29 protein-coding genes and 1 pseudogene are annotated in these 25,926 nt (G+C 42.8%); 13 read left to right on the top strand and 17 right to left on the bottom strand.

All coding sequences use genetic code 11. The features are described from left to right. Window positions 1-124 precede the first annotated feature (124 nt). Both PNUC_RS01860 and PNUC_RS01855 read right to left on the bottom strand, forming a co-directional pair. Window positions 125-1,009, bottom strand: coding sequence for an EamA family transporter (locus PNUC_RS01860; protein WP_143070044.1), 885 nt, complete (start codon window positions 1,007-1,009; stop codon window positions 125-127). 31 nt (window positions 1,010-1,040) lie between these two features. Continuing rightward, the gene (locus PNUC_RS01855; RefSeq protein WP_011902198.1) at window positions 1,041-2,660 is read right to left on the bottom strand and encodes a GMC family oxidoreductase; all 1,620 of its coding nucleotides are present in this window, start codon (window positions 2,658-2,660) and stop codon (window positions 1,041-1,043) included. Window positions 2,661-2,774: 114 nt separating this feature from the next. On the opposite strand from PNUC_RS01855, the gene yjgA reads away from it, so the two are divergent. Continuing rightward, window positions 2,775-3,302, top strand: a complete 528-nt coding sequence (gene yjgA, locus PNUC_RS01850) for a ribosome biogenesis factor YjgA (RefSeq protein ID WP_011902197.1) — start codon at window positions 2,775-2,777, stop codon at window positions 3,300-3,302. A 21-nt stretch (window positions 3,303-3,323) separates the two neighbouring features. On the opposite strand, the gene PNUC_RS01845 is transcribed toward yjgA, so the two are convergent. The 3 genes from PNUC_RS01845 to PNUC_RS01840 are packed head-to-tail and all read right to left on the bottom strand — an operon-like array spanning window position 3,324 to window position 5,222. Further along, entirely contained in the window at window positions 3,324-4,412 is a 1,089-nt protein-coding gene (locus PNUC_RS01845; RefSeq protein ID WP_011902196.1) for an acyltransferase family protein, read from the bottom strand. Between the two features lie 5 nt (window positions 4,413-4,417). Then, window positions 4,418-4,594, bottom strand: coding sequence for a hypothetical protein (locus PNUC_RS10985; protein ID WP_161485569.1), 177 nt, complete (start codon window positions 4,592-4,594; stop codon window positions 4,418-4,420). A 49-nt stretch (window positions 4,595-4,643) separates the two neighbouring features. After that, window positions 4,644-5,222 carry an HdeD family acid-resistance protein gene (locus PNUC_RS01840; protein ID WP_011902195.1) on the bottom strand — a complete coding sequence of 193 codons (579 nt, stop codon included), beginning with the start codon at window positions 5,220-5,222 and terminating at the stop codon, window positions 4,644-4,646. Window positions 5,223-5,435: 213 nt separating this feature from the next. Here PNUC_RS01840 and PNUC_RS01835 point away from each other — a divergent pair, with 213 nt between their 5' ends. The 4 genes from PNUC_RS01835 (at window position 5,436) to PNUC_RS01820 (ending at window position 6,724) form a co-directional block, all read left to right on the top strand. Next, window positions 5,436-5,660 (top strand): hypothetical protein, encoded by a 225-nt coding sequence (locus PNUC_RS01835; RefSeq protein ID WP_048812049.1) that lies wholly within the window; start codon window positions 5,436-5,438, stop codon window positions 5,658-5,660. A 4-nt stretch (window positions 5,661-5,664) separates the two neighbouring features. After that, window positions 5,665-6,036 carry a hypothetical protein gene (locus PNUC_RS01830; protein WP_011902194.1) on the top strand — a complete coding sequence of 124 codons (372 nt, stop codon included), beginning with the start codon at window positions 5,665-5,667 and terminating at the stop codon, window positions 6,034-6,036. A gap of 80 nt (window positions 6,037-6,116) precedes the next feature. Further along, window positions 6,117-6,347 (top strand): hypothetical protein, encoded by a 231-nt coding sequence (locus PNUC_RS01825; protein ID WP_048812048.1) that lies wholly within the window; start codon window positions 6,117-6,119, stop codon window positions 6,345-6,347. Then, complete coding sequence (locus PNUC_RS01820; RefSeq protein ID WP_080512728.1) at window positions 6,347-6,724, top strand: type II toxin-antitoxin system death-on-curing family toxin; 378 nt, start codon at window positions 6,347-6,349, stop codon at window positions 6,722-6,724. The genes PNUC_RS01825 and PNUC_RS01820 overlap by 1 nt, the downstream gene beginning before the upstream one ends. A gap of 91 nt (window positions 6,725-6,815) precedes the next feature. On the opposite strand, the gene PNUC_RS10945 is transcribed toward PNUC_RS01820, so the two are convergent. The 3 genes from PNUC_RS10945 to PNUC_RS01810 form a co-directional block, all read right to left on the bottom strand. Beyond that, window positions 6,816-7,133, bottom strand: a complete 318-nt coding sequence (locus PNUC_RS10945) for a hypothetical protein (protein ID WP_143070019.1) — start codon at window positions 7,131-7,133, stop codon at window positions 6,816-6,818. A gap of 119 nt (window positions 7,134-7,252) precedes the next feature. Beyond that, window positions 7,253-7,963: an RES family NAD+ phosphorylase gene (locus PNUC_RS01815; protein WP_052293995.1), complete on the bottom strand. Its 711-nt coding sequence runs from the start codon at window positions 7,961-7,963 to the stop codon at window positions 7,253-7,255. After that, window positions 7,923-8,300 carry an antitoxin Xre/MbcA/ParS toxin-binding domain-containing protein gene (locus PNUC_RS01810; RefSeq protein WP_011902191.1) on the bottom strand — a complete coding sequence of 126 codons (378 nt, stop codon included), beginning with the start codon at window positions 8,298-8,300 and terminating at the stop codon, window positions 7,923-7,925. The genes PNUC_RS01815 and PNUC_RS01810 overlap by 41 nt, the downstream gene beginning before the upstream one ends. A 162-nt stretch (window positions 8,301-8,462) precedes the next feature. Between PNUC_RS01810 and PNUC_RS01805 the strand changes: the two genes are divergently transcribed. The 3 genes from PNUC_RS01805 to cobA are packed head-to-tail and all read left to right on the top strand — an operon-like array spanning window position 8,463 to window position 11,617. Continuing rightward, entirely contained in the window at window positions 8,463-10,175 is a 1,713-nt protein-coding gene (locus PNUC_RS01805; protein ID WP_011902190.1) for a nitrite/sulfite reductase, read from the top strand. Next, window positions 10,172-10,774: a DUF934 domain-containing protein gene (locus tag PNUC_RS01800; protein WP_011902189.1), complete on the top strand. Its 603-nt coding sequence runs from the start codon at window positions 10,172-10,174 to the stop codon at window positions 10,772-10,774. Before PNUC_RS01805 ends, PNUC_RS01800 begins: the two co-directional genes overlap by 4 nt. 21 nt (window positions 10,775-10,795) lie before the next feature. Continuing rightward, window positions 10,796-11,617 (top strand): uroporphyrinogen-III C-methyltransferase, encoded by an 822-nt coding sequence (gene cobA, locus PNUC_RS01795; protein ID WP_011902188.1) that lies wholly within the window; start codon window positions 10,796-10,798, stop codon window positions 11,615-11,617. A 10-nt stretch (window positions 11,618-11,627) separates the two neighbouring features. Here cobA and PNUC_RS01790 read toward each other — a convergent pair whose 3' ends face one another. From PNUC_RS01790 to PNUC_RS01780, 3 genes are all read right to left on the bottom strand, one after another. Further along, window positions 11,628-12,002 carry an HVO_A0114 family putative DNA-binding protein gene (locus PNUC_RS01790; protein WP_011902187.1) on the bottom strand — a complete coding sequence of 125 codons (375 nt, stop codon included), beginning with the start codon at window positions 12,000-12,002 and terminating at the stop codon, window positions 11,628-11,630. Beyond that, on the bottom strand, window positions 11,999-12,340 hold the full coding sequence (locus PNUC_RS01785; protein ID WP_011902186.1) for a toxin-antitoxin system TumE family protein: 342 nt from the start codon (window positions 12,338-12,340) through the stop codon (window positions 11,999-12,001). The genes PNUC_RS01790 and PNUC_RS01785 overlap by 4 nt, the downstream gene beginning before the upstream one ends. Window positions 12,341-12,402: 62 nt before the next feature. Continuing rightward, window positions 12,403-12,768 (bottom strand): sirohydrochlorin chelatase, encoded by a 366-nt coding sequence (locus tag PNUC_RS01780; RefSeq protein WP_011902185.1) that lies wholly within the window; start codon window positions 12,766-12,768, stop codon window positions 12,403-12,405. Between the two features lie 85 nt (window positions 12,769-12,853). On the opposite strand from PNUC_RS01780, the gene PNUC_RS01775 reads away from it, so the two are divergent. Next, the gene (locus PNUC_RS01775; protein ID WP_011902184.1) at window positions 12,854-13,885 is read left to right on the top strand and encodes a calcium:proton antiporter; all 1,032 of its coding nucleotides are present in this window, start codon (window positions 12,854-12,856) and stop codon (window positions 13,883-13,885) included. Window positions 13,886-13,972: 87 nt separating this feature from the next. On the opposite strand, the gene PNUC_RS01770 is transcribed toward PNUC_RS01775, so the two are convergent. Beyond that, window positions 13,973-14,869 (bottom strand): glycosyltransferase family 2 protein, encoded by an 897-nt coding sequence (locus tag PNUC_RS01770; RefSeq protein WP_011902183.1) that lies wholly within the window; start codon window positions 14,867-14,869, stop codon window positions 13,973-13,975. Window positions 14,870-14,915: 46 nt separating this feature from the next. Continuing rightward, entirely contained in the window at window positions 14,916-16,988 is a 2,073-nt protein-coding gene (locus PNUC_RS01765; protein WP_011902182.1) for an acyltransferase family protein, read from the bottom strand. 71 nt (window positions 16,989-17,059) lie between these two features. Here PNUC_RS01765 and PNUC_RS01760 point away from each other — a divergent pair, with 71 nt between their 5' ends. After that, a complete protein-coding gene (locus tag PNUC_RS01760; protein WP_011902181.1) occupies window positions 17,060-18,592 on the top strand; it encodes a phospholipid carrier-dependent glycosyltransferase in 1,533 nt (510 codons plus the stop codon). Between the two features lie 99 nt (window positions 18,593-18,691). On the opposite strand, the gene PNUC_RS01755 is transcribed toward PNUC_RS01760, so the two are convergent. Next, window positions 18,692-20,122: a bifunctional class I SAM-dependent methyltransferase/glycosyltransferase family 2 protein gene (locus PNUC_RS01755; RefSeq protein WP_011902180.1), complete on the bottom strand. Its 1,431-nt coding sequence runs from the start codon at window positions 20,120-20,122 to the stop codon at window positions 18,692-18,694. A gap of 394 nt (window positions 20,123-20,516) precedes the next feature. Between PNUC_RS01755 and cysC the strand changes: the two genes are divergently transcribed. Further along, the gene (gene cysC, locus PNUC_RS01750) at window positions 20,517-21,104 is read left to right on the top strand and encodes an adenylyl-sulfate kinase (protein WP_011902179.1); all 588 of its coding nucleotides are present in this window, start codon (window positions 20,517-20,519) and stop codon (window positions 21,102-21,104) included. Window positions 21,105-21,390: 286 nt separating this feature from the next. Here the strand turns inward: cysC and PNUC_RS01745 are convergent. Continuing rightward, a pseudogene (locus tag PNUC_RS01745) lies at window positions 21,391-21,706 on the bottom strand (transposase). Between the two features lie 374 nt (window positions 21,707-22,080). Between PNUC_RS01745 and PNUC_RS01740 the strand changes: the two are divergent. Next, window positions 22,081-23,325, top strand: a complete 1,245-nt coding sequence (locus tag PNUC_RS01740) for a hypothetical protein (protein WP_143704846.1) — start codon at window positions 22,081-22,083, stop codon at window positions 23,323-23,325. Between the two features lie 20 nt (window positions 23,326-23,345). Beyond that, the gene (locus PNUC_RS01735; RefSeq protein ID WP_011902177.1) at window positions 23,346-24,515 is read left to right on the top strand and encodes a glycosyltransferase family 87 protein; all 1,170 of its coding nucleotides are present in this window, start codon (window positions 23,346-23,348) and stop codon (window positions 24,513-24,515) included. On the opposite strand, the gene PNUC_RS01730 is transcribed toward PNUC_RS01735, so the two are convergent. Both PNUC_RS01730 and PNUC_RS01725 read right to left on the bottom strand, forming a co-directional pair. Next, a complete protein-coding gene (locus PNUC_RS01730) occupies window positions 24,504-24,926 on the bottom strand; it encodes a divergent PAP2 family protein (protein ID WP_011902176.1) in 423 nt (140 codons plus the stop codon). The two genes, PNUC_RS01735 and PNUC_RS01730, sit on opposite strands and share 12 nt — an antisense overlap. Then, a complete protein-coding gene (locus PNUC_RS01725) occupies window positions 24,923-25,807 on the bottom strand; it encodes a decaprenyl-phosphate phosphoribosyltransferase (RefSeq protein ID WP_011902175.1) in 885 nt (294 codons plus the stop codon). Before PNUC_RS01725 ends, PNUC_RS01730 begins: the two co-directional genes overlap by 4 nt. Between the last annotated feature and the right edge of the window lie 119 nt (window positions 25,808-25,926).

Here is a 25,926-nt window from a genome sequence, read left to right as displayed (position 1 = left end):
GCTATTAAATAAATGTTTTTATAGGCACTACAAATAACGAGTAACTATCTTACTGTTAATGCAAAGGCAAAAAAAGGGGTTTGTATTAGGGTTTTACATTAGCTCCGTAAGGGGCTGGCAAAACTTAAAAATAGCGGGCAAGGCGAATTCTCAGACTTGGCCAAAATAGATTGACCATCAAGCCAGCGATTACTAACCCCGCAGCCAAAATCTTCCATAGGGGGAGTGGCTCACTTAAGAAAAAAGCAGATGCCCCCATTCCAAAAATGGGTACTAATAAAGGAGCTGGAGCCACCACTGCGGCAGGGTGCTTAGAGAGCAACCACCCCCATGCTGCATAGCCAAAGAGCGTATTGGCCCAGGATTGCCAGAGAACACCAATCCAAGCACCGGTGGGAGCTGATGACATTGCTGCAGCCATCGATCCCCAGCCGCCCTCAAAGATCCAAGCTAGCAAGAATAAAGGGGGAATTGCAAAGGCACTTGCCCAGACTACATAAGAAAACATATTGATTGAGCCCGCTCGGCGACTCGTTGTATTGGCGATCCCCCAAGAAAGGCCGCAAAAAACAACCATCGCCAAACCCAAGGCCGTCGTAGTGGCATCTGTGTGCACTGCAATAATTCCTAAACCGGTGATGGCGACTGCGAGCGCAACGACTTGATAGAGCTTTAGCCATTCTTTGGCGAAGAACATGGCAAAGCCGATAGTGAAAAATACCTGCGTCTGAATGACTAAGGAAGCTAAGCCCGGAGAAATGTTGCCATCAATAGCAAGGTACAAAACACCAAACTGCCCTACCCCTACCGCTACGCCATAGACGCAAAGGCTAGTCCAGGAAGCTTTTGGCCTTGGTACAAAAAACACCATAGGCAATAAAGCAAAAACATAGCGTAATGCTGCAAATAAAAATGGTGGAAAACTCGCTAGTGAAATTTTGATCACTACAAAATTAGTACCCCACACCGCTACGATCGCCAAAGCCAATAATAGGTGGCTTATAGGCAACTGATAGGCTGATTCGCTCTTGGCAGAAAGTTTACTCACCCGCCAATAACTCCGCGACACGTTCTGCAATCATCATCGTTGGAGCTGCTGTATTTCCAGAGGTAATCGTGGGCATCGCCGATGCATCGACTACCCTCAGATGATGAATACCACGCACGCGAAGTTGGGAATCCAAGACTGCCATCGGATCATCAGCACGCCCCATCTTACAAGTGCCTACAGGATGAAAAATCGTAGTACCAATGTCACCTGCAGCTTTTATCAGCTCGGCATCTGTTTGGTATTGCACGCCAGGTTTATATTCCTCGGGGTCAAATGGCTGAAGAGCTGGGCTTTTCACAATATTACGAGTTAAGCGCAACGATTCTGCAGCAACCTGACGATCTTCTTCAGTAGATAAATAGTTGGGGTGAATCGCTGGTGGAGCTTCAGGATCGGTAGAGGTAATATGCACGCTACCTCGGGATGTAGGACGTACATTGCAAACGCTTGCAGTGAATGCATTGAATGAATGCAAATCTTCACCAAACTTTTCTAGCGATAAAGGCTGTACGTGATATTCCACATTGGCACTCTTTTGCTCAGGAGAACTAAAGGCAAATGCACCCAGCTGTGATGGCGCCATCGACATTGGACCTGAGCGTTTTAATAGGTATTCCAAGCCAATCATCATCTTGCCCCATAAAGAGTTGGCCTTGGTATTCAATGTCTTAATGCCATTGACTTTATAGACCATGCGCAATTGCAAATGGTCCTGCAAGTTCTCGCCCACACCCGGTAAATCAGCAATCACCGGAATACCTAATGAATTTAAATGAGCGGCAGCGCCAACACCAGAGCGCTCCAAAATCTGTACGCTACCAATCGCGCCCGCGCTTAATAACACCTCTCCGTTAGAGCCGATGAGCGCTTCAGATGCAACATTGTCTTTAACGTATTCCACTCCAAGACAATTTTTAGTTACTGGATCGATCTTGAGTTTAGAAACCACTGCTTGAGTAAGCACAGTTAAGTTACCGCGCTTAGCTGCATCGCGCAAAAATGCTTTAGAAGTATTCAATCTCCAACCAGCACGTTGACTCACATCAAAATACCCTACGCCAAGGTTATCGCCACGATTAAAGTCATCACTCGCCGGAATGCCCGCTTCTACCGCGGCCTCTTTAAACTTATCCATAATGGGCCAGCGTAAGCGCTGTTTAGATACTGTCCACTCACCGCCTTTACCGTGCCACTGATTCGCTGCGCCGTGGTAATCCTCGAACTGTTTATATCGTTTGAGCGCATTTTCCCAAGACCAAGACTCATCACCAGTGGCTTGCACCCAAGCTTCATAATCAGCGGCTTGACCACGCATATAGATCATGCCGTTGATCGAAGAACATCCACCTAATACGCGCCCACGGGGATATAAAAGCGAACGGCCATTAAGACCTTGCTCGGCCACCGTCTTAAAGCGCCAGTCTGCACGTGGGTTATCAATGCAATACAGATAACCCACAGGAATATGAATCCAGATGTAGTTATCTTTCTTGCCAGCCTCAATCAACAAGACCTTTTTCTGGGGATTCTCAGTCAAGCGCTTAGCTAACATACAGCCAGCGCTGCCTGCTCCAATGATGATGTAGTCGTATGTATTTGCTTGTGTCATGGTCTTTGCAGGGAATAAAACGGTATTAATAGCTTTCGATCATCCTATTATTTACCAAACTACAAAATTGAGCATCTCACCAGAAAAGCATCAATACCCGTCTAAAATGGCGGTATGCATATTAATGAGAAAAATCGTACGCCCAAGCTTGTCGAGGCAGATGAAGGCCCAAGCAAGTCTGAGTTAAAGCGCCAAATGACCGAACGCCAGAAGTTGGCAGAAGTTCTGGCCGCCTTAAGTAGCGACGCACTCAAAACCATCCCCTTGGACGAGGCTATCAAAACAGCGATTGCCGAAACCAACAAGATTAAGAGTTTTGAGGCTATTCGTCGCCACAAGCAGTACCTCGGTAAGCTGATGCGCTTTTTGGATGATGAAGAGTTGGAAGCAATTCAAAAACGCTTAGATGCTATTCAAGGGGTAAGCAAAGCAGAAACGGCGAAATTACATTTCTTAGAAAGCTATCGCGATCGCCTCATCGCAAATGATGAAACCTTTACGAAGATGATTGAGCAATATCCAGATATGGATATTCAGAATATGCGCACTCTCATTCGTAATGCGCGTAAAGAGAAAGAGCAAAACAAGCCGCCTAAAGCTTTTCGTGAAATCTTTCGCGTCTTAAAAGACATGGGGCTATAGCACCCTGTTTTTTAATTCGTTTTAGAGTTTGATTTTTCGTGCAGGCACTTCAACCCAGCGGTAAAGATAGTTCGCAGCCATCCAGCTGCCTGCAAGCGCAACCAACATCAATGCAATTGCTAATACACCGTCATGGCGCTTGCTCATGCCCCAGCCTATATACAGGCTATTCACAAGCAAAATAAAAGAGAAGTGAATTAAGAAGGCGCAATACGATCTTCTGCTACCCCACAAAATCGCGTTGACTAATTTATGTGTCCTCGGATTTTTTAGTTTATTGGAATGATCTTTATATTGATCTTTGTATGCCCAATCACCCCAAAATATTAATAAGATGGCGACACCATATGCCAAGATATTGCGCAACCAAAATTGATGAAAGCTCGAAACAACAATCGCGATACCGATCAGCGCTATAAAAACTCTAGCGAAACGGTTGATCATGGGATCAGGGTAATTTTTACAGAGCTGAGCTAGGACACCTAAGCCATAAGCGCCCATGAAGTAGATGAAGTAGTTTTCGTAATCGCCATGACGATTGAAATACAGCAACGAAGTCACGCAAAGCACCGCCAACATCCAGATCACCGAGCGATAGCCTGGAAACATTCCCAAAATGAGTGCCAAGATGGCATACAGTTGCCAATCAATTGCGACATACCAAACGCCTGCCGATATTGAATCTAGGCCTAAGATGCCTTGCAGAAAAAATAAATGGGCTAAAAATTGACCCATGGTTTCAGATTCACCAACAAATTCATCTTGCACCCAAAAGCGCGCTACCCAAGCGCAAAGAATCGTGACAAGGAGCGCTACGACATAAGGAGCAAAGAGACGTAGATAGCGATTAAAAATTACTTTGAGTAATTCTCGCGAAGTCTTGAGCCCACCAGTGCGCGTAAGTGATTGGGCAGCAAGATAGCCACCCATGACTAAGAAAATCTGCACTGCATAACGGCCATACTCAAATAACCAGGTCATGATGCCCGGAAGTACTTGCCGAGCATCTTCCGCAATCTGACCGTAGCTAGAAAAATGGTGAAGGATGATTGTTAAAGCAGCGAAGGTCTTTAAGAAGTCGACTAGGAGAAAGTGATTTTTAGACTGCAAAGAAACTACTTAGCCTTTGTCTTGCCCATCAAAGAGGCTAGCAAGGGATTAGAACTTGCTAGCTCTTTTTTGGATTTGGCTTTGTCGGCTGCAGTTAATTTAGGCGTCTTCGCGGAATTCTTCATACGCTGCGCGGTGACTAAAGCTAAATTTTTGTACAGATCTGTTTTTTTCATTGACATAAAAAGTGCTCTTCAGGCTTGTGGCCTGAAGATCCTATTTTTTGGCTTATTACTTAGTAATAGAGCGTGCTGCAAAACCAAGGAATAATAAAGACCAGCCTTGCAAGAGTAATTCGATTGCAATCAACAAACCAGGCAACCACAAGCTTGAAGCTGGCCAGCTGTTCATGATGAGAAAGCCCATCAAGATGGAGATCGCGCCTGACAATGCCAACCAGAACCACTCAGCAAACTGACGATGTTGGAAAGCAGAAACTAAACGCAAGAAACCTGTGATAAAGAAAATTGCAGCTAGCCATAAAGTAATTGCTTCAAGCGCTGGCAATGGGAATGCCCATGTGTAGAGACCAGCAACAATATACAAAACAGCAAAAGCTATTTGAATGCTAACGCTCTTCCAACCCTTAGATTGAAATGCATGAACACCTTGCAATACACCACCGGCAAACAGAAAAATGCCCAAAACATTAATAGAAATGAATGAGAACAAGATTTGACCAGAAATACCGATCATGCCAAGAATGATGAATAGAATGCCTAGGCCAATAAGGGCGCCTGGAACTTTGCCGGCTGCGCCTAATACTTTGCTGCGGATTTCATTTAATTGCGTCGTGTTGAGTTCAGTCATGTGTTCGCTTTCAAGTCATGAATAGGTAAAGAAGCCTCTACTGTATCAATAAACCCCTCTTTCCAGCGAAAATGGGCTTTGGAGGCACCCAATGCCTAGGTGGAGGTTGGATGATCTATAAAAACGGGTATTCTTTGGCCTTGTATAAATAATGAGATCCAGCCACTAATTACTCAAGGTGATTAGAAGTAGCCGGCATAAGAAAGTATTGATATGGATACCACCCTCACCATCATTCTTGGCATTGTTGCCATGCTCCTACCTTTAGTGGTGGGACGTTTTGTCTGGAAACGCTTTGATCAATGGTTTGGTCGCAATGATGAAGCTTATATGGATACTTTGGGCTATTTCATCAAGAAAATTGGTTTCACGATTTTGGTTGCCTTCATTCTTTTATGGATAGGCATCTTCCTCGTCTTTAACGGCAACGGCGGCTAAAAAGATGAATGAGCAACTCAAGGGCATTCTGAATAAGGCAAAACTCAATTTTCTTATTTTGGGTTGCATCCTGATCATTGCCATAGTCGGGAAAGTTGTCGCTCCTGAGTTAACCAACACTATTTTTAATACTGCCGATCAATTAGCCTCTGAGTTGTACTTGATTTTTGTCGCCATCACTTTGGGCGCATTTATTCCCAACTTCAAGTATGTTGCTGCAGGCTCTGTAGCAGCCTTTGTTGCCGCTGCAATCTTGATCCATTTAGGAGTGTTTAATTACCTCACTACTGAATATCTCTTTTCAGTATTGCTGGTAGTGTTGGGCTTCTCAGCCATTGCTAATCTTTATAGGCACTATAGAGAATTTAAGCTTTAAACCTATTTTTTCAGGGTTTTTAAGGTTTCTTGATTTTTCATGAAATTTCAAGAATAATCTTGAAAAAGTGAAGGAAAGCTATGAAAACACTCAATTTAAGCAAATTTTCCTCTCAAGCCAGTCCTGAGATTTTGAATGGCCTCCATCAAATTGCTGATGCAGAGGGTCGGAAATTCCATGCTGTTTTGGATGAAGCCTTTCGCGATTACCTCAGTAAAAAAGGATTTGCCATTAATCGCCGCCAAATGATGTCTCACTTTGCTCAAAGCTTGCAGGAGTTTGAGGATCTATACAAAGAACTTGCCAAGTAGTGATTTATCTTTCTTTTGAAGATCTCATCTTGATGCATGAGGTCTTGATTCAAAGATTTGGTGGTTCTCCCGGTATTAGAAATACAGATGCACTTGAGGCGGCCTTAAATCGCCCTCAGTGCGGCTACTATCCGGATCTGATTGGTCAAGCTTCAGCCTTATTTGAAAGTCTCGCTGTTAATCATCCTTTTATCGACGGAAACAAAAGAATTGCATTTGCAGCAATGGATACATTTTTACGCATAAACGGTATGCAGCTAAACATTAACTCTAGAGATGCTTACACAAAAATTTTAGATATGTTCGACAGGCAAGAGCTGGAGCATCATGTGATTGATGCTTGGTTACGTTCCATTTGTCAAAAAAAATTGAACTAAATAAAGAATATCTAAGGCCCAAATAGCAAGGGTCTTAGATATTCAATGCATTTGATATATTTAGTCTTTACTTCTAACCAGTCTTCGGAAATTACCACCAAGACCAGTTAGCCCCATGCCTATGACGCGCTTCAAATAAGGGGTCAAAGTCCTTTCCATCAAGCCAATGCTTCATCACCCGATTATTTCTAGTGCGGCGGCGTCGATCGTATAGCCTTCTATACCAGCGTGGTGCTGAAGTTCCCATTGTGACCTGCTTATCAGAGTGAAAAATGGCAATTGCTTTCCGGCCAGCACTTGAACGAGAGTCATGCCGTACTCTGATGCCACATTTGATATAGAGATCCCAGTCTTTTAATACCCAGGTGTATTCATACCGTTCATTTTTACGTCTCATTGTTCGTGACATAACAAACTCCTTTTCATTAGTTACGTCATGACAGACTCCTTAGGAAAAATTAAATAAAAATTAGTGCAGTTATTTTTTTAAATGGCTGAACTAATTTTAGAGAATGGAAAAAACCACTTTTACATTAGGGCTCTATAGTTATAAAACGCATTCTGGCTTTTCAAGCGAACGCCATCTTGGTGAACCGATAAAAACCAAGTATGTGGATCAATCTGCACCTTAACTCCTTTCAATGCCGTGGGATCTAAGATAGCTACACACCAAGAGTCATCAGTATCGCGAGCGGATTGATACACAATCGCCTGCATGTTTGCCTTGCGAGCAATGCGTGCAAATTCTTGGGTAGCTAAATAATCAGTTGAATTACACCAAGCCTCCTGATGACCTAAAAATGGGTTTTGACGAAGATCTACTGCTAAGCAAGTAGGCTTACAAGAAAAAACGGTGTGGGCTACGGGACTTAAGTTATTTAACTCAATTGCGTCTTGAAGAAACTTCCAACGCCAATATCCCAACTCTGCGCCTGCAGCTTGAATGGATTGCGCCCCATAAAATATGCCAGGATCAATTTCTGAGCGGAAGCGAGAGCCCCCTCTTTTAGGGTTATATCGAAATGGCGTAGCAAGTAAATACTCTAACCCGAACGCATCCATAGGTAGTGGTGGTTTATTTTTTTCAAGCAGGACTTCCAACATTTCCTGCTCTTCAAAGTCGTCAACTAACTTCATCGTTGACGCAATATGCTGGGCCTCAACGATTCTCCAAACCTCCGCACACGAGGAGAAGGCATTAGACGATACCGCGTGAGGAGTCCAAGTATTGAACGACACGTACTAATCCCTCCGTAGTCTGAATTAATGAAATGGGTTGGGCATGTAAACCCAAGTTCTCGCTTTGAAGCCATTGTTTTGCTACAGCGTCATCACTGACAATTGAATCTAAGGAGCGATATAGGCGAATAAAAAGCAGCGAAAAATCCCATTCTTTGCTACCTTCCCTTAAGACATACCCCCCTTGATATAGGCGAGTAATAGAGGTGGGACTTAAACCCAAAATCCGCGCCAATAAAGCATGTGATATCTCAAGCCGATCTGCAGCACGAGTCACCGCCTTCGCCAAAACCGAAGCAGGGCTTGAAATAGGCTTAAATTGAGTGGAGGCGGTCATTTTTTGCGATTTTGTATTGAGTTGTTTATTTCTAATGAAATATTATTCTATTTAAATTTCTATAGAAATACAATGGCTCAAAGCTGATATATCAATTTGGACATATAGAATCCACTTTTGAGTATTTGAAGGAATATTGAAAATCCATGACAATCGTGGGCTATGTATAAATATGACCACATTGACCAAACCCTTGTAGATCAACGGGTTGCCCAATTTCGAGACCAAGTAGCCCGGCGCCTTGATGGCACTCTTGCTGAAGAAGAGTTCCGCCCGCTGCGCTTACAAAATGGTTTGTATCACCAGCGCCATGCTTATATGTTGCGCGTTGCCATTCCATACGGATTATTTAATTCGAAACAGTTGCGCACGATGGCACTGATTTCAGAAAAGTATGACCGCGGATATGGTCACTTCACTACTCGTCAAAATATTCAATACAACTGGGTCACGTTAGAAGACACTCCCGATATTTTGGCTGAGCTAGCTACAGTCGAAATGCATGCCATTCAAACTTCTGGCAACTGCATTCGCAATATTACGAGTGATGCCTTTGCTGGTGTTGCTGGAGATGAATATGTAGATCCACGCCCTATTTGTGAATTACTTCGCCAATGGTCAACTCTGCACCCAGAGTTTGCACACCTGCCACGTAAATTTAAATTTGCGATTAATGGCGCTAAAGAAGATCGCACTATCTTGCTTTGTCATGATGTCGGTATTGAATTGAAGAAAAATGCCCAAGGTGAATTGCTAGCTGATATCTATGCTGGTGGCGGCATGGGGCGTACGCCTATTTTGGGTTCGCTCATAAAAACAGGTTTGCCATGGCAATTACTGCCGAGCTATCTCACTGCTCTCTTGCGCGTTTACAACCGCTTTGGCCGCAGAGATAATCTCTATAAGGCTAGGATCAAGATCTTAGTCAAAGCTTTAAGTCCAGAAGAGTTCGCCCGCCAAGTGGAAGGTGAATGGCTCCACATCAAAGAAGGCGATGACAACTTTACTCAGGCTGAATGGGATCGTGTTGCTAAACACTTTACTAAGCCTGCTTACAAAGATTTACCTGCATTGACAACTGATCAAGTGATTGCCGGTGCAAGTCAAGCAGATCAGGCTGCTTTTGCTCGCTGGTTAGGGCGCAATGTCAAACCACATCAAGTACCAGGGTATGCGAGTGTGATTTTGTCACTCAAGCCACATGGCTCAGTAGCGCCTGGCGATGCTACGACGGCGCAGATGTATGCGATTGCTGATCTATCTGATCAATATAGCTTTGGTGAACTGCGTGCCACCCATGAACAAAACTTGGTGCTGGCTGATGTTGAGCAAGCCAAGCTTTATGAATTATGGCAAGAGGCTAAAAAGCAAAAAGTGGCATTGCCAAACGTTGGTTTGCTGACTGACATCATTGCCTGCCCAGGTGGTGACTTCTGTTCACTGGCAAATGCTAAATCATTACCGATTGCTAAAGCCATTCAGGAACGCTTTGATGACCTCGATTACCTGTTTGATCTAGGTGATATCAGTTTGAATATTTCTGGTTGCATTAATTCTTGCGGTCATCACCACGTAGGCAATATTGGCGTGCTGGGTGTCGATAAAGATGGTGAAGAGTGGTATCAAATCACTTTGGGTGGCGAGCAAGGCAATGACGCAGCGATTGGTAAGGTGATTGGGCCTTCTTTCTATGCAGACGAGATCCCAGATGTGATTACCAACATCATCAATACTTACGTGCAAGATCGTAAGGACGATGAGTCATTTATTCAGGCGTATCGCCGTTTAGGGGTGACGCCATTTAAAGAGGCGGCCTATAAGAACGCCAAGAAGAAAGAAAAAGCAGCCCAGGTTTCTGGAGAGGATGCATCATGAGCCAAACCAATACACCAAGCAGCAATACGATTGCAGCGCACGATCAAGTGCTGCACTTTCCTAAGGGTAGTAAACCAAGCTTAGCTCCAAATGTGTGGTTAATTTGGAGTGGCAGCCAAGATGAAGGCGGATTACCTGATTTAGAGCATGGTCCAGCCAACATTACAAAAGTTCTAGTGCCATTTTCTTGGTGGGTGCAACACCACAATGAAAGTGATATTGCCGCTAAAGCCAAAGAAGGAAAGATTGGCGTTTGGTTTGCGGCTGATGAAGATATTCTCAAACATGAGCAATTAATTGAAGTGGGTAAAACAGTATGGCCTGTAGTGGCAGCGCACTTCCCTATTTTCAGGGATGGTAGAAGCTTTAGTACTGCAGCCCTATTGCGTGATCGCTTCCAATGGCAAGGTGAGATCCGTGCGATTGGTGATGTATTGATCGATCAACTCTTGCAAGGTGCTCGCGTTGGCTTTGATAGCTTTGCCTTACGCCCCGATCAAAACACTGATGTGGCCTTAAAGCAATTCGACTTATTTAGTGTCACTACTCAAAACAGCTGGCGCGGCTTAAGAACTACGCGCGCCTCTTTGAGCGCTTAACTATTTAATATTCAGCAGAACATGAATCAGTCAACTTCCAAACCCACATCACAAGCCCAAGGTAAGGTTTACCTAGTCGGTGCTGGGCCAGGCGCGGCTGATCTCATCACTGTGCGCGGGGCAAAACTCTTAGCGCAGGCCGATATTGTTTTTCACGATGCCTTAGTCGAACCAGAAATGCTCGCCCTATGCCCTCAAGCAATTCAGATTGCAGTAGGCAAACGTTGCGGCAAACTCTCTTCCGCTCAAGAATTTATTAACAAACGCCTAGTAGATGCGGCACAAAAATATCAGACTGTCGTACGACTCAAAGGTGGTGATCCGATGCTGTTCGGTCGCGCCGATGAAGAAATTCAGGCTTTGAATGCTGCAGGTATTGAGATGGAAGTTGTGCCAGGCATTACTGCTGCGCTAGCTGGGGCAGCCAGCATTCAGCAATCATTGACCTTGCGTGGTGTTTCAAGAAGCGTAGCCTTCATAACCCTTGCTCAAGGCGCTGAAAATCTTACCTCCGACCAGCCTATTGCCAACCCTACTGCAGATACCTTGGTGTACTACATGGGTCGCAAAGATGCAGCCAAGATTGCACAGCAATTGATTGCACAACACTCACATATGAGTCAAGGTACGCCAGTACATATTCTGGAAGCGGTGAGCACACCGCGTGAGCGCCAGTGGACTAGCACTCTGCAAGAGTTAGCCGAAGGTAAAGCAGATGGCTGGTTTGATAGCACTTCGCCTGCGCTCATCATGATTGGCGCAGCTTTGAAGATCGATGCTATAGAGAAAAAAGCACTTAGCGCTAATAGGGATGTCGAGGTATTGCTAAAGAAAACTGGCTAAGCTCTAATAATTAGCCAAGTGTAGCTATCATCTCGATTTTAGAGGCTACAGTCTGCACCAATTTTTCGATACCATGGCCTGGATTGGCTATTTTATGAGAAACAAGTAAACCAACTTTTTCTAATAGGCCAATATCCTTTGTTATCGCAGAGCGATCCCGATGTAGCTTAGCTGTTAACTGGGTAATCGTTTTGGGCTCACTCATTACCTCCAACATCAAACGTCTACGAGCCTCAGAGAGGACCATGAACATTTCCGCCGGGTCTTCAAAGGAAAAGGTAACTGACTTCTTAAAGGATTCACTGCGGTCTACTTTTTGAGCAGCTTTCCGTGCGCGATCGAAAAAGCCTTCAACTTTATCGGTACGAATAATCACTTTTGTCATTTCTTACCCTTTTTAAATCCTTTGATAATTTCTTGCCAGTCTTGCTCGAACTGCTCCAGCGTCTTCTCGTAACTCACAAACTGGACAGGGGCTACTTTTCCCATGTAGTGCCTATGGTGGTAATCATGCGCATTATCAAACCCCAAAACACGCCCATTATCTTTTTGACAAATCAGCTTATTTATATAAGCCAAGTTATATCGGGCAACAACCGTCTTACCGTCTTGCACATAGCCCCAAACTTCAAAACTTAATAGCCCACCACCATTGCTCGACTTTAACTTAAAGGTTTCTCGTTCTAATTGAGATTCAAGCTTTGGCCTAGGCTTTTTAGACATAGGCTATAGTAGCACAGGTATGTGATTATATTACATACCTGATAAACCCAAGGGTTAAATAATCAGGATATTTTTTGTGATCCAAAATCAATGATCGCTTGCAAAACCCCTAAATCCTCACCAACGGCAAGCGTCGCGCTTAAAGAAACTGCCGGAAATTTTTCCTGGCAAGCCTGCAGCAGCACCGGAAAGTCATTGCGTAAATGACCGCCTTGGCCAAAAAATACCGGCACGATAGTAATTTGAGTGGCACCCTTGGCTGCCAATGCAGTAACAGCTTCCTCTAAAGAAGGTTGCATCATTTCCAAGAAAGCAAGTTCTACAGGGGTACTAGCATGTTGCTCTTGCCACAGACTAGCAAGCCGATCGAATGGCTCGCGCCAACGACTATCTCGCGCACCATGGCCAAATAAGATTATTGCCTTCATTTTGCTTATATTTCCTTTAATTCATCCAATCATCGGATAATCTAAGACATCTTAATAGTATTCACCCCTTAACGCAGGAATAGGTATGGCAACTCTCATTCACGAACTCGCTGGTCAAACCTGGTTTATCGTTTTTATGGCTATCGCACTATTTGGTGGGGTACTGACAGCGGTTCATCATGCTGAAGTGATTGCACATAAAACGGGTGAGCCTTTTGGTACCCTTGTATTAGCAATATGCGTCACGATTATTGAGGTCTCACTGATTATCTCGATGATGCTTAGCGGCCATGAAGGTTCTGAATTTATTGCCCGTGATGCTGTCTTTGCCACCGTCATGATTGTGATGAATGGAGTGATTGGATTGTGTATTTTTATTGGCGGCCTCAAGCATTATGAAATGAGTTTTCGTAATGACGGTACGAATTCTGCATTGGCAGTGCTCACAGCGCTTGCTACATTTATTCTAGTAATGCCGATTGTCACCACCAGCTCTCCAGGTCCAGACTTCACTAAAAGCCAACTCGCCTTTGCGGGCATTGCCTCATTTGCACTTTATATTGCTTTTCTATTCTTTCAGACTGTTAGTCATCGTGATTACTACCTTCCTAAAGCAATTGATAAGAAAACCGACATCAATTTTCATGCGCAAAAGCCTAGCAACCTCAAAACGGGCGTCAGCGTAGTACTACTGATCCTCTCCTTAATTATTGTTGTTGGCTTGGCTGAGCTACTCAGCCCTGCAATCGAAGCGGGTGTCAAAGCTGCTGGCGCACCCAAGACTATTGTTGGTATTGCCATTGCACTTTTAGTATTGCTGCCTGAAGGGTATGCCGCAGTAAGAGCGGCTAGAGCCAACCGCTTACAAAGCAGTTTGAACTTAGCGCTAGGCTCAGCTCTTGCTAGTATTGGTCTCTCGATACCAGTAATAGCGGCTATTGCCATCTTCTTTAACCTACCAATTAGTCTAGGCATTAGTAGTCTCAATATCACACTGTTGTACTTAACCCTTTTTATTGGCGCCCTGACCTTAGCTATCGGCAAAACTACCCGCTTACAAGGGGTAGTTCATCTCATCATCTTCTTTGAATACCTATTCTTAAGTTTGGTGCCTTAAGACCAGATAGCGTTATCACCATCACTAGAGACCAAACCTAGTCCAATAACATTTCTAGCGAACTTATGGGTGCTATTGATAAATTGATCATGACTTCTTCAGATCATAATCACAATCAAATAATGGGCCATTGATAGGCATGTCATAGCTTGGGGTACGGTAATGCAGGTAAGAAAGGCTATAGGGGTCCACTCGGAGCCATAAATCCTCTAGAGCAAAGGAGTCGTGGGGATTCTGCGGTACCCAAACACTTTCCAAGGCATACCATCTCTTTGGCCCGCCCCCCACCATCATGCGCAGCCAATTCTTCAAGCGCTTTCTGATCAATTTAGGCCAAGTTTGACGTGAGCTCAGAGGCAAACCGGATGTATGTATTCCGGCCCCAATTTCTGAAATGGGTTCTGTAAAGGCATATTTACTTAATGGGTGCCCCAGTTGAATAAAAGACTTCACTGTAGTACGGCGCGTCGAGCGAGCGCGACTCTCTACCGACATTGAGCGTGTGGTTTGATCCAGCAAATTAGAACCATTTAATACAAATGTTCGAGAATCGACCTCAAAGCTGCAAATTGACATCACTGCATAGGGTTTTATCTTTTCAGTAATTACCTGATGCAGTGGCACATCACTATTGGTAAAAATAAATTCATCCATATCCAAAAAGCCTATGGCTGTATCAGAGCTATAGTGTTCACAGGCATAAGCAAACATTCGGCGAAAGTTCGTATGTTGATTTTGAGGGTGCTCTAAATCCCACTTATATAGCTCAGTATCAGATGAGCCAGAAAATCGAGTGGGTACTGATTGTGAACTAAAGTGCTTTACCTTAATTCCTTCAACACTATTAATGCGGGCAATAGAGTCATCTGTGGAGTGATCATCACAAAGAATAAAGTCCACAATACCGCGCGCCTTGTAATACTCGAGCCACTCCACAGCTCTGACTGCTTCATTTTTAAATTGACTGGCTAGGACTATTTTCATTGGTGCTATATACGCTTTATTTACTTTATATACAAGAGCCAGATACCTAGCGTGATGAATCTACAAGTTGATGATTTAAAACCTCACCGACTCTTCCCGCTGCATAGTCAGAGATATGGTCAGTATAAGAATACATTTTCCGGCCGTCTTTTTGATAGGAGCAAATATTATTTTGAACATCACATAAAATGGGCCCAGAATCAAATACGCGAACTTGACCTGGGTATTTTTTTGCAACAGCATTCAGAACTTCAAGGTATTTGGCCGTCATTTGGGTATGCTTTTCATAAGTCATTGAGCAGCGGGGATCAATTTTCTCAAATTGATCCAACCAACTAATGCCGAGCTTTCTATGAAAACAATCTTGTGGCAATGCCAGGGTGGGATTGTCGACTATCAAAACCACCTGCTTTCTACTTTCCACTAATTTGGCAACAATCGCATCTAGCCCCTGAATTGCCTGGGCTTGATGCTCACCCTTATAAAGACTATCTACATCGGTTGTCATGACGCCTTTGCTTGAAAATGCTAAAGCGACCACTTTCACTTGTGAGTTTTTGGAAACTTGTTTGATCGCTTGATCGGTATAAGTTGATTGAGAGGGCTTTACATCTGCGCGGCTATCAGATAAGTAAGGCATGATAGCTTTATCCCCACCAGGGCCATAGATCGTTAGCCACCTACCCCCAGCTTGAGAGCTGCGCACTAAGCCCGGAAACAATGCCATAGCTTTGCTATCCCCAACTAAGGCAAATTTAGCAGGCTCGCGCCGATCCTCAAAGCAGCCAGCAAAGTATTCTTTAAAAGCCAGGTCAGATAAACCACAACCCTGAATAACAAATCCCCCATCAGAACCATCTTGAGCAGACTGCTCAAACTGAGAAAGTGTGTTCACGCCTCTTTCAGAAAAACCATTGGATGTCAGAATAAATCCAACGGCCAAGATGGCAATCATCAATCCAATCAATACGCTGGATTTTTTTCTAATGAACTGCCTATTACGCAATGGCTTTTCAATGAGGCGATACGTAAGCCAAGAAAACATAAGAGAGAGGCCAACAATGAGTAAGCGCTGCTCAATAAATATTGGTCCCCAAATTTGCGCAAAGGAGAGCAGCGCCCAATGCCATAAATAGAGGGGATAACTAATCAGTCCAATGGCGACCATGAAGCGATTTGATAAAAGGTAGCGATTAATCCAAGTCTTTTCACCACCATAGAGGATCAAGGCAGCACCAACAACGGGCAGAAGAGCAAGCCAGCCTGGGAATAAGCTGCGCGGGTAAATCACCATCACGCCTACCACTAAGCAAGTTAAACCCAAGAATGAAACAAGCTGTCTAAATAACGTATTTTCTGCAATAGTCTGCAGCCGCAAGCCCCATGAGGAAATGCCGTCACCCCCACGAGACCCAGACTGATCTGAGCTAAATACGTGAGCCAATAAGGCGCCAACCAGCAATTCCCAAAACCGACTAAAAGGAAGAAAAAAAGCGGCTGACTTATTCACATGAATGAGATGCATATTCCAGGCGAAAGAGCAGGCTATCAATAGCAATAAATACCCACGCAAAGAAAAACCTAAAGATGAAGGAGAGCGCGAGCGTAATTTATAGAGAAAACATAAAAGTATTGGCCAGATTAGATAAAACTGCTCTTCAATTGCCAAAGACCAAAGATGCAATAAAGGCTTTTCAACGGCTCGACTATCAAAATAGCCCGCCTCAGAAAGATAGGTGAAGTTTGAAAAAAACCCCACTGCAGAGAGGAGATGCTTTCCGAGTAGCTGTAGTTCCGCTGGATAGAGCATGAACCAGCCCAATCCAATGGAGCAAGCCAATACCAAAATTAATGCTGGGAAGATTCGGATAATGCGTTTGCAATAAAAATCCACCAGACTAAATGTCTTATCTGCTAGCCCATCCAAAATGATTGAGGTAATTAAGTAACCAGAAATTACAAAGAAGATATCCACCCCAATAAAGCCGCCATGGGCCCAATTTGGAAAAGCGTGATAAATCACCACTAGCAAAACAGCTAACGCACGGAGGCCATCAATATCTTTGCGATATTTGAGATGAAGGGGGGCTTGGTCTACAAAGAGAGGATTAAATGACAAGGGCTGGAAAGCAAAAAGAGATAATAGGTATAAATGGTACTAGACCATCAATCTTAAGCCAAAATAGACCCATGAAACGCTGCCTACAGACCCTCTCTAGCATTTGGCCCTACTTAGCTCTAAGCGCCATCGTGCTCATCCTGTTTTATGCAACAGGCTACAAGCAAAACTGGCCACATTGGGTGGACCAAGAGCTCACCCTCTCTTATAACGGCTTGCTAGTCTACTCAGGCTCCAATCAAGAGTATCTAGACCACCCGGGCTTTTTTTCCATCCATCTCATTGCCTATTTGATTGGGATCGCCAATTATTTAGGTTTCTACCATCTCCAGAACATCACTGACCTCAATCAATCAAGCTCTATGCTTGAAAGTATGAGGATCCTCATCATCACGACAAGGCATGCTGCTTTACTAACGACTATTGCTTATGTCTTGGTAGCCTACTATATCGCTCAAAAAATTACTCGAGAGCGTGTTTTATCTTTTTTAATTGCCCTGCTCATTTTTATTAGCAATGGTGTATTTTTTCATTTCACTCTCACGAGAACAGAACCGATTGCCTTTCTTTTCTTGCTCGGGTCCCTGTATTTCTATATTCAATACTTTAATAGCCAAGGTAAGCAGGTTTTATCTTTATTAGCTTGCTTGCTGATGCTCTTTTGTGGCGCCTTAAATAAAGCACAAGTCTTAGTGCTTGCGCCCTTTTATTTCACCTGGACTTATTACTTTATTTCCGCAAAGGTAGAAGGCAAGCCAATTGAATCAAACGAGTCCAATGACTCTGACAACCCTTTAAAGCTGGCCAGCCTAGCAAGCTTTATAGCGCTAGCACTTTTTTACAGTCTGATTAGCTCAGGCCTGAGCCTAGTAATCAATTTCGGCTTAATTGTGTTTTTCTATGGTCTTACTTTCGTAAGTGCCAAAAAAGTAAAGATTAATGTCTTCAAAGCCACTAGCTTATTTAACATTTTTTATCTGATTGCTTTTGAAGCATTAAATTACTTTAGTTTCAAACTCAATCAAAACATATCAATCTTTACTAATATTGAAGATCCTATCAGCATGACACGCTGGCTTGCTCCAGACCCTAATGCTGAAAAAATTGCCATGGATAGCAATGCACTCTACGTACTGAGCAAAATTGCCAACTCCTTACTTGAGCCCTTAATTACCTTATTTTCTAAGGTTTCATCACCTCTCATTTTGGTGATTTTTTGCCTTGTCTTACTTTATGGATTGCGCAAAAAACTCAATAAGGTCGACATCACGTTTGGCATCTATAGCTTCCTGGCATTTTATGCAGTCTCGCTAATTAATCGCACTCGGTATATAGATGCGCCCCACTATCTTTTGCTTGCAGAGTTTTTTCTTCTTGGATTTGCCCTGGTATTAATACGAAAATTAGACTCCATCAAGGCGCAAGTAAAGGCAGTGAGCCTCCTGATTTTTTTAATCCTGCTAGTGAACTTAGTGCCGCATACCCGCTACGTCAATCTATTAATGCGTAAAGGCGGACAGCCCTTCTGCTCTTCGCCACAAATCTTCCTAGAAAAGATCGATGCCAAAAGAATTGCAGCTGAATGCCAGGGAAACCCCATTTAATAGAGCAAAAGACTCAAACGCACAAATAAAAAGGGGCAAAAGCCCCTTTTTATTATTTCATCATGCGCTTGCCAAGTTGGCAAAAAGTCGCGCGCAGACCTAGGTAAATTTAATTCTGCGAGCCGCAAAGACCACCATCTTGAGAAGTAACCAGCCATGCGACCAGCGTGAGATGTTGGTCTCTCCATACCGACGCGCGCGATAACGAATAGGCACTTCCATGATTTTCAGATTGAGTCGGGCGGCGCCAAAGAGTAAATCAAAGTCACCGAAGGGATCAAAGTCACCAAAGTAAGTGCGGTTATGTGCGATCCGTTTGTAATCATTATTCCAGAGCACCTTCGTGCCGCATAAGGTATCCCGTATAGGCTGCCCTAATAGCCAGCTAAAGGCCCATGAGAAAAACTTATTACCAATCAGATTAAGAAAGCGCATTGCGTCTTCTTGCATTGGGTAAACCAAGCGTACGCCATTGACAAACTCTGCCGAACCATTTGCAATCACATTAAAGAAGCGAGTTAAGTCTTCTGGTGGCACAGTAATATCAGCATCCAAAATCATCAAGATGTCGCCCGAGGCTAAATCAAAACCGTTCCGAACAGCATTACCCTTACCCTTACCATCTTGCTTAAGTAATTTGCAATTGCGATTGGGATTCTTAGAGATCTCTAGAGCAATCTTGTCATAAGTATCGTCAGTAGAATTACCCTCAACAAAGATGATCTCAGTTCCGCCGCCCATCTCCGGAATCCGCTCCATAAGCTCTTCGATATGGCCGGACTCATTACGCGCAGCCACGATGACAGAGACTGTAGGATTCTTCTTCAGAGCCAGCCCAATCGGACGCGCCATCACAAAATTGGTAATGTCTAGCAATTCAAAAGGCCAAATACGAGCAAGGTATCGATTACAGAAATTTGATAGTAATGGAATCGGTAAAGGGGCGATGACTTCCCGCCACTCTCGCAAAGGCTCATACCCAGAAATCTCTAAGAGGTTTTTCATATCATGGCGGGTTAACCAATTCTGCGAAAGATTGGGAGTAGCCAAACCAAGCCAGCGAGCAAAGCGCAGTGGCAAGCTCCACAAATGGCTAAAGAAATTAAAAATGATGCGTGTTTCTGGATGACAGTAAGGGCGCAATTGCTCTAAAACAGTTTGTACATCCCAGAGGTCGTTGACCAAATCAGACAAGATAATAAAATCAAATGTTTGATCATCTAATTTAATCTCATGGGCATCCATTTCAATAAAGTTGACCTGGGGAGATTTCTTTTTAGCAGAGTCTAGCGCCGGCGAGCTAAAGTCCACCCCCACTGCATAGGAGGAATCTAAAGCGGCGAGCAAACGTCCATTAGCACAGCCAAGTTCTAAAACACGAGATCCAACAGGTATTAAATGCTGATAAATATCAGTCAAGCGCCCTTGATAATACGAGCCCCATGAACGAGATATAGAAGCATGAATGCGTTTCCAAAAGCTCTGGCGGGTAAGCTGGTATTGGACAAATTCTTGGTGATGGGTATTCATGAGAGGCTACTTTAAGAACAAGCAATCACTATACCCAATTTTCTGCCAAATACCCCATATTATGCTTGTCAACCTAGTTCCAAGAGCCAATAAATCATCAGCAGAAGTAATTCTTTATCCATGTTTGCCTTATCAATGCCCATCGGACCTACATTAAGTCCTTGGCTAAAATAAAGACTTTGGATTCAGCCTAATTGTTTAGGGTAATTAGCTCATTTGACTGATTCAACATTGATATTTAGGCCTAACTCATTTGAAGCAATCGCCGTAGAGGTTATAAAGCTTAGTAATGAAGAAATCAGCCGCTAAAATAAGAGATTGCAACGAAATTAACTACGATCTTCACCAGGAGATCTTTTGATAACAATCAATATTATTGATTCATAATGAAATCATGAATGAGCAAACCATTAAGCATCTAACGCCACCTATTTTGACTGTTGACAGGACACAAAGGGAATCTTTGCTTAGTCAAACTGGAAAAATAATCTGGTTTACTGGTTTATCGGGCGCTGGGAAGTCAACATTAGCCAATGCCTTAGAAATTCAACTTCATGAACAAGGCAAGCAGACTTTTTTACTAGATGGCGATGTAGTGCGCCAAGGACTTAATCAAGATCTGGGATTTAGCGATCAAGATCGTACAGAAAATATCCGCAGAATCGCCCACGTAGCCAAACTCATGATGGATGCAGGCCTCATTGTCATCTGCGCTTTCATTAGCCCATTCAAGATAGAGCGAAGGTTAGCAAGAGAGCTGGCTGGAGACAGTCGATTTATTGAGGTCTATCTCAATACTCCAATGAGCGTCTGTGAAGAGCGCGACGTCAAGGGGCTTTATCAAAAAGCAAGATCGGGAAATTTATCTAATTTTTCTGGTATCGGCAGTGAATATGAGCTACCCGAGCATGCTGAATTAACGATTGATCCTTCTCAAGAATCGGTTGATCAAGCAACTGAAAAAATACTCCCACTTATTTAGATTGGCGATGCCCCAAAGCCATGACATACATCGTCATTTGCATGGCTAACTTTTTACGCATGTCATCCATCATTTATTGCTGCTGTATATCAGCCGATAAAACAGTATGCGCAGAAAAATTAGCACTTCTGACGGCATAAATTTTCGTTTGTGGAATGACCTCATTCCCTGATGTATCAAAAACCCCAAAAACCACTACGTCATTAAGATCATAGGCAGAGATTGTCTAATTGACCCATAGAGACCTTCATTCCCTCTGCCGCTAGCTTCTGTTGCACTGAGGCAATCATTTCTCGTCTTCGCCCAACAGAGATGACAACTTTTTTTCGTGCAAGAATCTCGAACATGGCCTCACCGTAAGCCTCCTGCAACTCTTTGAGTTGCGGTTCATATTGTTCACGAATATCCAAAGATTTTGCTCTAGGTATATTTTCCATGGCTTTTTTGGCATCTTTTACCCAATCTTCAATCTCAGAAGAGGCAATATCAAAAGCGCGCCTAGACTCTTAAATTGTCGTTTTGCCTTGGATAATTTCAATCACCAAAGCGGCTTTACATTTGGCTGTCCATCTCTTGGTCTCTTCTTCCATCACGATACCCATTTCATAATCCTTTCATAATTATGACTGAACAGGTTTTTAGTGGGTCATTACATGCATATTAAGATTAGGCTTGCTATTGAAACTCTTTTTTTCCATCCAACAGGCTGCCTACACCCTTCCCACTATATATCTGCCAGGCTTAACAGCATAAAATAACTCTCATGTCGAAAATCAGACCCCAAACTACGGTTGACTCATTTATTTTTTGGTCGACGATTGGCCTCGCTACATTCTTTTTTTTAGCGTTTTTTTGGATTAATTGGCAAACCTTTCCGATCCCATGGGATGACGAATCAAGCTTCACACTACAGGCAATTGCCTGGGCTGAGCACAGCACTCTCTTTACTAGTGCCCTAAGTAATGAGCGCACTATTATGTGGATGAACCCTGGCTATATGATTCTGACCGGGTCTATTTATAAAATTTTTGGTTATTCATTTGCTCTGTCCCGAGAAATATCCTGGGCATTCTATTTACTAGGCTTCTTGACATTGTCAATTACCCTGAAGGATATTGTTTCCAAAATTTCAATCCTTTTGCTAGCTACAAGCTTTCTTCTCCCCTCAAGCTTAGCAAGCGGAAATCTTGCTCGCATGGAATCAATGGAGATATTTTTCGCCTCTCTAATTTTTCTTGCCTTAATATATAAACGATTTTGGATAGCAATAGCAATTTTAATTATTTGCGCACTATTTCACTTCAACGCGATATATATATCTTTACCCATAATTGGAGCTATCGCATTAGAACTTAAAAGCGCTCGAAGTCTGAAAATACTACAGCCCAATAAGTGGGATGTGCTCGCAATATCCGTATCTCTAGCCCTGCTTGCCCTGTACTTGGGATTTGTATTTAAGAATCTTGATGCATTTAATCAAGACATGATCTATCAATTTTCAAGAAAGTTTGGAAGAACGCCATTCTATAAGATCCCAAAAAATATTTTTTATCTTTTTGTAATTAGTAGCACAGTGCTTTTCGCATTCTTTAAAAATCATCGTAACTTAACTATTCTTGGTTTATTGTCTCTGTCATTTTTCTTGACATATGCAATTGGTCAGGAGATGTGGTATCAGATTTTTTTCAATTTATCACTCGGCCTCATTAGTATTGTCGGCCTCAATCTATTGCCCGAAAAGAAATTCATTAAAGTGTTGGCACTGATGATCCTCATCGCCCTTAATGCATATCAGGCAGGAAGTTCTTTTGCAGGCATGAGGCCCGCTTTCTCAAAAAATCCCTATATTGACGGACCAACCACTCTAGAGATTGAACAGCAGATTCTTAGTCTGGCCCAAGGCGTAGATTCTAATGGGCCGGTGACAGTGAGCTTTATGTCTAGAGGTGTAGGAATGATGTTTTACCCATTTCTGAAGCGCAATGATTTGCAGTTACGCTATAAGTTACCTGACCAAATGAATAGCAATTTCCCGTCTAATATTTGCGTATACATTACGCGATCACTAGATCCTGATTGGTTAAAAATTGCTCTAAGTGGTCCCACTGCACAAGCATGTGACAAGGGTTTAATTGTGTCAGAAGTCAATGGTGATGTTAGAGTTTTCAGGACTGAAAAGAATATTTTTACCGAAATCAATCGCCAACAAAATAAACCCTAAAGACTAGAAAATATCTATATATGAGAGAAAAAGCCTTTTTTAGATATCTTCCAATAATGGTGCTGGGTATTTTTGCGGTCATATCAGTGGCTAAGGGAATTCAAAATGCATTGGTTTTTAGCCAGGACTTTCAATGGAGCCCTACAGTACTATTTTTAGAAGGGATCAATCCTTATCAATATTTTTTAAACGGAAATATTGATAACAGAATTATCTTATCCCAGGCCCCAAACTACGCTCACCTCGCCTATTTTATATGTGCACCGTTTGCAATCATGGACTGGTGGTATGCCAAGCTCATTTGGGCGTTGACAAATATCCTACTTGCTATTGTGTGTGTCAACATCATTTCTAAAGAGGTTGAACTAACAAAGAGGGATATATTGATTGTGTTATTTGTTTTTTTGGCAAGCGCCTCTCTACGTAACACCATATCCAATGGGCAACATAGCTTAGTTGTGCTGTTGGCATTTTGTGCATTTTTTCTGAGGCCGTTAGGATTAAGACTTTTTCTAATGGGCTTTGCATACTTCAAATATAGTTTTATGCCTGTTTTATCCGTATTTATTCTTTTTAAGCATGGAATTAAAGGGTTCTTTATTTCATGCATTAGTTGCATGCTTGGATGGCTTGCTTTCTCCATTGTCCTCAGTGAGCCACCACTTACAGCCTTACTTGAGCCACTGAAGGTGGGATCCAGTTCTGTTGGACTCGGAACGGCGGATCTAATGTCATTTTCTGAAGTTTTTGGTTTTACAAAAAATTCCGCACCATATTTGATGTTTACCTATGGAATCCCAGCTGTAGTAAGCGTATTGATTGCATATGTAATTGCAAAAAAAGAAACCGTCTGTAGGCTACAGACCTTGTCTTTACTATGTATTGGATCACTAATGACAGTAAAGCATCTTCCTTATGATTTTGTGGTGCTTCTACCTGCTTTTGTACTGGCCTATCAAAACAAAAAAACTCTTCAAGGGAAAATAGCGCTTGGACTAATTCTTTTCTTTTGGTTTGGAATTAAATACGAGTTTCAACTATCAGAACTCATAAATGTAAAGATTGAGTACTTTATTGGTCTGAATTTTTGTGGCCTTTTAATGCTATTTATATATTTTTTGAAACAAGCATCTTCCGTTCAAAAGGCTATTAAATATCCAAATTCAGAGACTCATTACTCAACTAGCTAGAAAATTTACCGAATAAGCTACTGCTAACCCAGTAAGCACGCCAGCTAAAATTTCGATGCGTGTATGCCCCATGCGCTCACGCAAGAAAGATGCATGAGATGCATTTAGAGAATTTAACTTGTTAATTGCAGAGGCATGCTTGCCTACTTGCCTACGCAAACTGCTGGCATCTAGAATTACGATGAAGGCCAGTGCAATAGCAACACCAAAAGCAGGATTATTAATCCCCTCCCTCAAGGCAATGAGCATAGCAATGCTTGAAACGATAGCACTGTGGTTGCTGGGTAACCCACCATAACCAATTAAGTCAAAAGCAAAACGACGCGCTCTCAAGCTATTAATTAAGAACTTCAAGATTCCTGCAACCAGCCAAGCCAGAAAAGGAATAAGTATGTATGAAAATTCTTTCATAGACTAAATCCGGAGAGAACAAAAACACAAGTGGCGACCCAAAGAACCACTACCGCCATTAATTGCCAGTCAGCCAGCAAAGCATCAGTTGGAGACTCGCCCCCATCGAGAGCTTCAACTACGTACCAATAGCGAAAAAGACCGAATAAAACTAATGGAATGGTAATGACTAATGCAGGACGGGCTGACATTACAAACATGCTATAAAAAAGTAAAGCGCCAGTCGCAGACATTTCTGCGTAGCGGTCCACCAGCGATACTGAATATTTTTGCAAAACCTTACGGCCATCAGACCCACTTTGAGCAAGCTCCTGGCGACGTTTTACTGCCGCCAAATACAAAGCCAAGCATAGAGTTGTGACGCACATCCAAGCTGATGGATCTAAATTCAGGGCAGTAGCACCTGCAATAACACGCAAAACAAAGCCTATAGCGATAGTAAAAATATCAATAACTGGCTCGTGCTTTAAGACAAAGGTATAGGCAAGGTTTAAGACAGCATAAGCAACAATTACCAAAATAACCTTTGGCATTACCAAATACCCAAGAGCCAAAACGATATAAAGGGCCGCCAAAACAACTAAAGCAGCATTTTTAGAAACAATGCCTGAAGCTAGAGGGCGTGATGTGGACTTTTTAGGGTGCCGACGATCATGGTCTATGTCATGAATATCATTCACTATATAAGTTGCAGACGATGCCATACAAAAAAAGAAAGCAGCCAGAGAGGCTTGGGCTAGTGCATATGTATTGAGCATCTCACCCGAAAATACTAAAGGCGCAAAAACAAAGCCATTTTTTACCCATTGCTTTGGTCTTAATAGCTTTATAAGCGCAATTAAGCGGTCCTTCAGACTAAATCCAGTTTTTTCAATTTTCATATGTCTCAGACTAATAGCTTTTAAATTCAGAATACAGATGCCATGGGTCTTATTTTCGCATTAATTACAATATCAATATATATTTAACGGTTACTTTATGAATAGTTACTATCAGCCTT

This window comes from Polynucleobacter asymbioticus QLW-P1DMWA-1 (assembly GCF_000016345.1).
GTDB lineage: Bacteria > Pseudomonadota > Gammaproteobacteria > Burkholderiales > Burkholderiaceae > Polynucleobacter > Polynucleobacter asymbioticus.
The sequence above is the reverse complement of the archived record's forward strand: the minus strand, read 5'-3'. Positions and strand labels throughout refer to the sequence as shown.

Bases quoted from the DNA above. Each gene is read 5' to 3' on its own strand.
- PNUC_RS01775 (WP_011902184.1), top strand. From the start codon at position 12,854: ATGGCAACTCTCATTCACGAACTCGCTGGTCAAACCTGGTTTATCGTT.
- cysC (WP_011902179.1), top strand. From the start codon at position 20,517: ATGAATGAGCAAACCATTAAGCATCTAACGCCACCTATTTTGACTGTT.
- PNUC_RS01740 (WP_143704846.1), top strand. From the start codon at position 22,081: ATGTGGATGAACCCTGGCTATATGATTCTGACCGGGTCTATTTATAAA.
- PNUC_RS01770 (WP_011902183.1), bottom strand. From the start codon at position 14,869: ATGAAAATAGTCCTAGCCAGTCAATTTAAAAATGAAGCAGTCAGAGCT.
- yjgA (WP_011902197.1), top strand. From the start codon at position 2,775: ATGCATATTAATGAGAAAAATCGTACGCCCAAGCTTGTCGAGGCAGAT.
- PNUC_RS01725 (WP_011902175.1), bottom strand. From the start codon at position 25,807: ATGAAAATTGAAAAAACTGGATTTAGTCTGAAGGACCGCTTAATTGCG.
- PNUC_RS01840 (WP_011902195.1), bottom strand. From the start codon at position 5,222: ATGACTGAACTCAACACGACGCAATTAAATGAAATCCGCAGCAAAGTA.
- PNUC_RS01835 (WP_048812049.1), top strand. From the start codon at position 5,436: ATGGATACCACCCTCACCATCATTCTTGGCATTGTTGCCATGCTCCTA.
- PNUC_RS01805 (WP_011902190.1), top strand. From the start codon at position 8,463: ATGTATAAATATGACCACATTGACCAAACCCTTGTAGATCAACGGGTT.
- PNUC_RS01730 (WP_011902176.1), bottom strand. From the start codon at position 24,926: ATGAAAGAATTTTCATACATACTTATTCCTTTTCTGGCTTGGCTGGTT.
- PNUC_RS10985 (WP_161485569.1), bottom strand. From the start codon at position 4,594: ATGTCAATGAAAAAAACAGATCTGTACAAAAATTTAGCTTTAGTCACC.
- cobA (WP_011902188.1), top strand. From the start codon at position 10,796: ATGAATCAGTCAACTTCCAAACCCACATCACAAGCCCAAGGTAAGGTT.
- PNUC_RS01755 (WP_011902180.1), bottom strand. From the start codon at position 20,122: ATGAATACCCATCACCAAGAATTTGTCCAATACCAGCTTACCCGCCAG.
- PNUC_RS01830 (WP_011902194.1), top strand. From the start codon at position 5,665: ATGAATGAGCAACTCAAGGGCATTCTGAATAAGGCAAAACTCAATTTT.
- PNUC_RS01810 (WP_011902191.1), bottom strand. From the start codon at position 8,300: ATGACCGCCTCCACTCAATTTAAGCCTATTTCAAGCCCTGCTTCGGTT.
- PNUC_RS01855 (WP_011902198.1), bottom strand. From the start codon at position 2,660: ATGACACAAGCAAATACATACGACTACATCATCATTGGAGCAGGCAGC.
- PNUC_RS01790 (WP_011902187.1), bottom strand. From the start codon at position 12,002: ATGACAAAAGTGATTATTCGTACCGATAAAGTTGAAGGCTTTTTCGAT.
- PNUC_RS01760 (WP_011902181.1), top strand. From the start codon at position 17,060: ATGAAACGCTGCCTACAGACCCTCTCTAGCATTTGGCCCTACTTAGCT.
- PNUC_RS01785 (WP_011902186.1), bottom strand. From the start codon at position 12,340: ATGTCTAAAAAGCCTAGGCCAAAGCTTGAATCTCAATTAGAACGAGAA.
- PNUC_RS10945 (WP_143070019.1), bottom strand. From the start codon at position 7,133: ATGTCACGAACAATGAGACGTAAAAATGAACGGTATGAATACACCTGG.
- PNUC_RS01735 (WP_011902177.1), top strand. From the start codon at position 23,346: ATGAGAGAAAAAGCCTTTTTTAGATATCTTCCAATAATGGTGCTGGGT.
- PNUC_RS01780 (WP_011902185.1), bottom strand. From the start codon at position 12,768: ATGAAGGCAATAATCTTATTTGGCCATGGTGCGCGAGATAGTCGTTGG.
- PNUC_RS01825 (WP_048812048.1), top strand. From the start codon at position 6,117: ATGAAAACACTCAATTTAAGCAAATTTTCCTCTCAAGCCAGTCCTGAG.
- PNUC_RS01800 (WP_011902189.1), top strand. From the start codon at position 10,172: ATGAGCCAAACCAATACACCAAGCAGCAATACGATTGCAGCGCACGAT.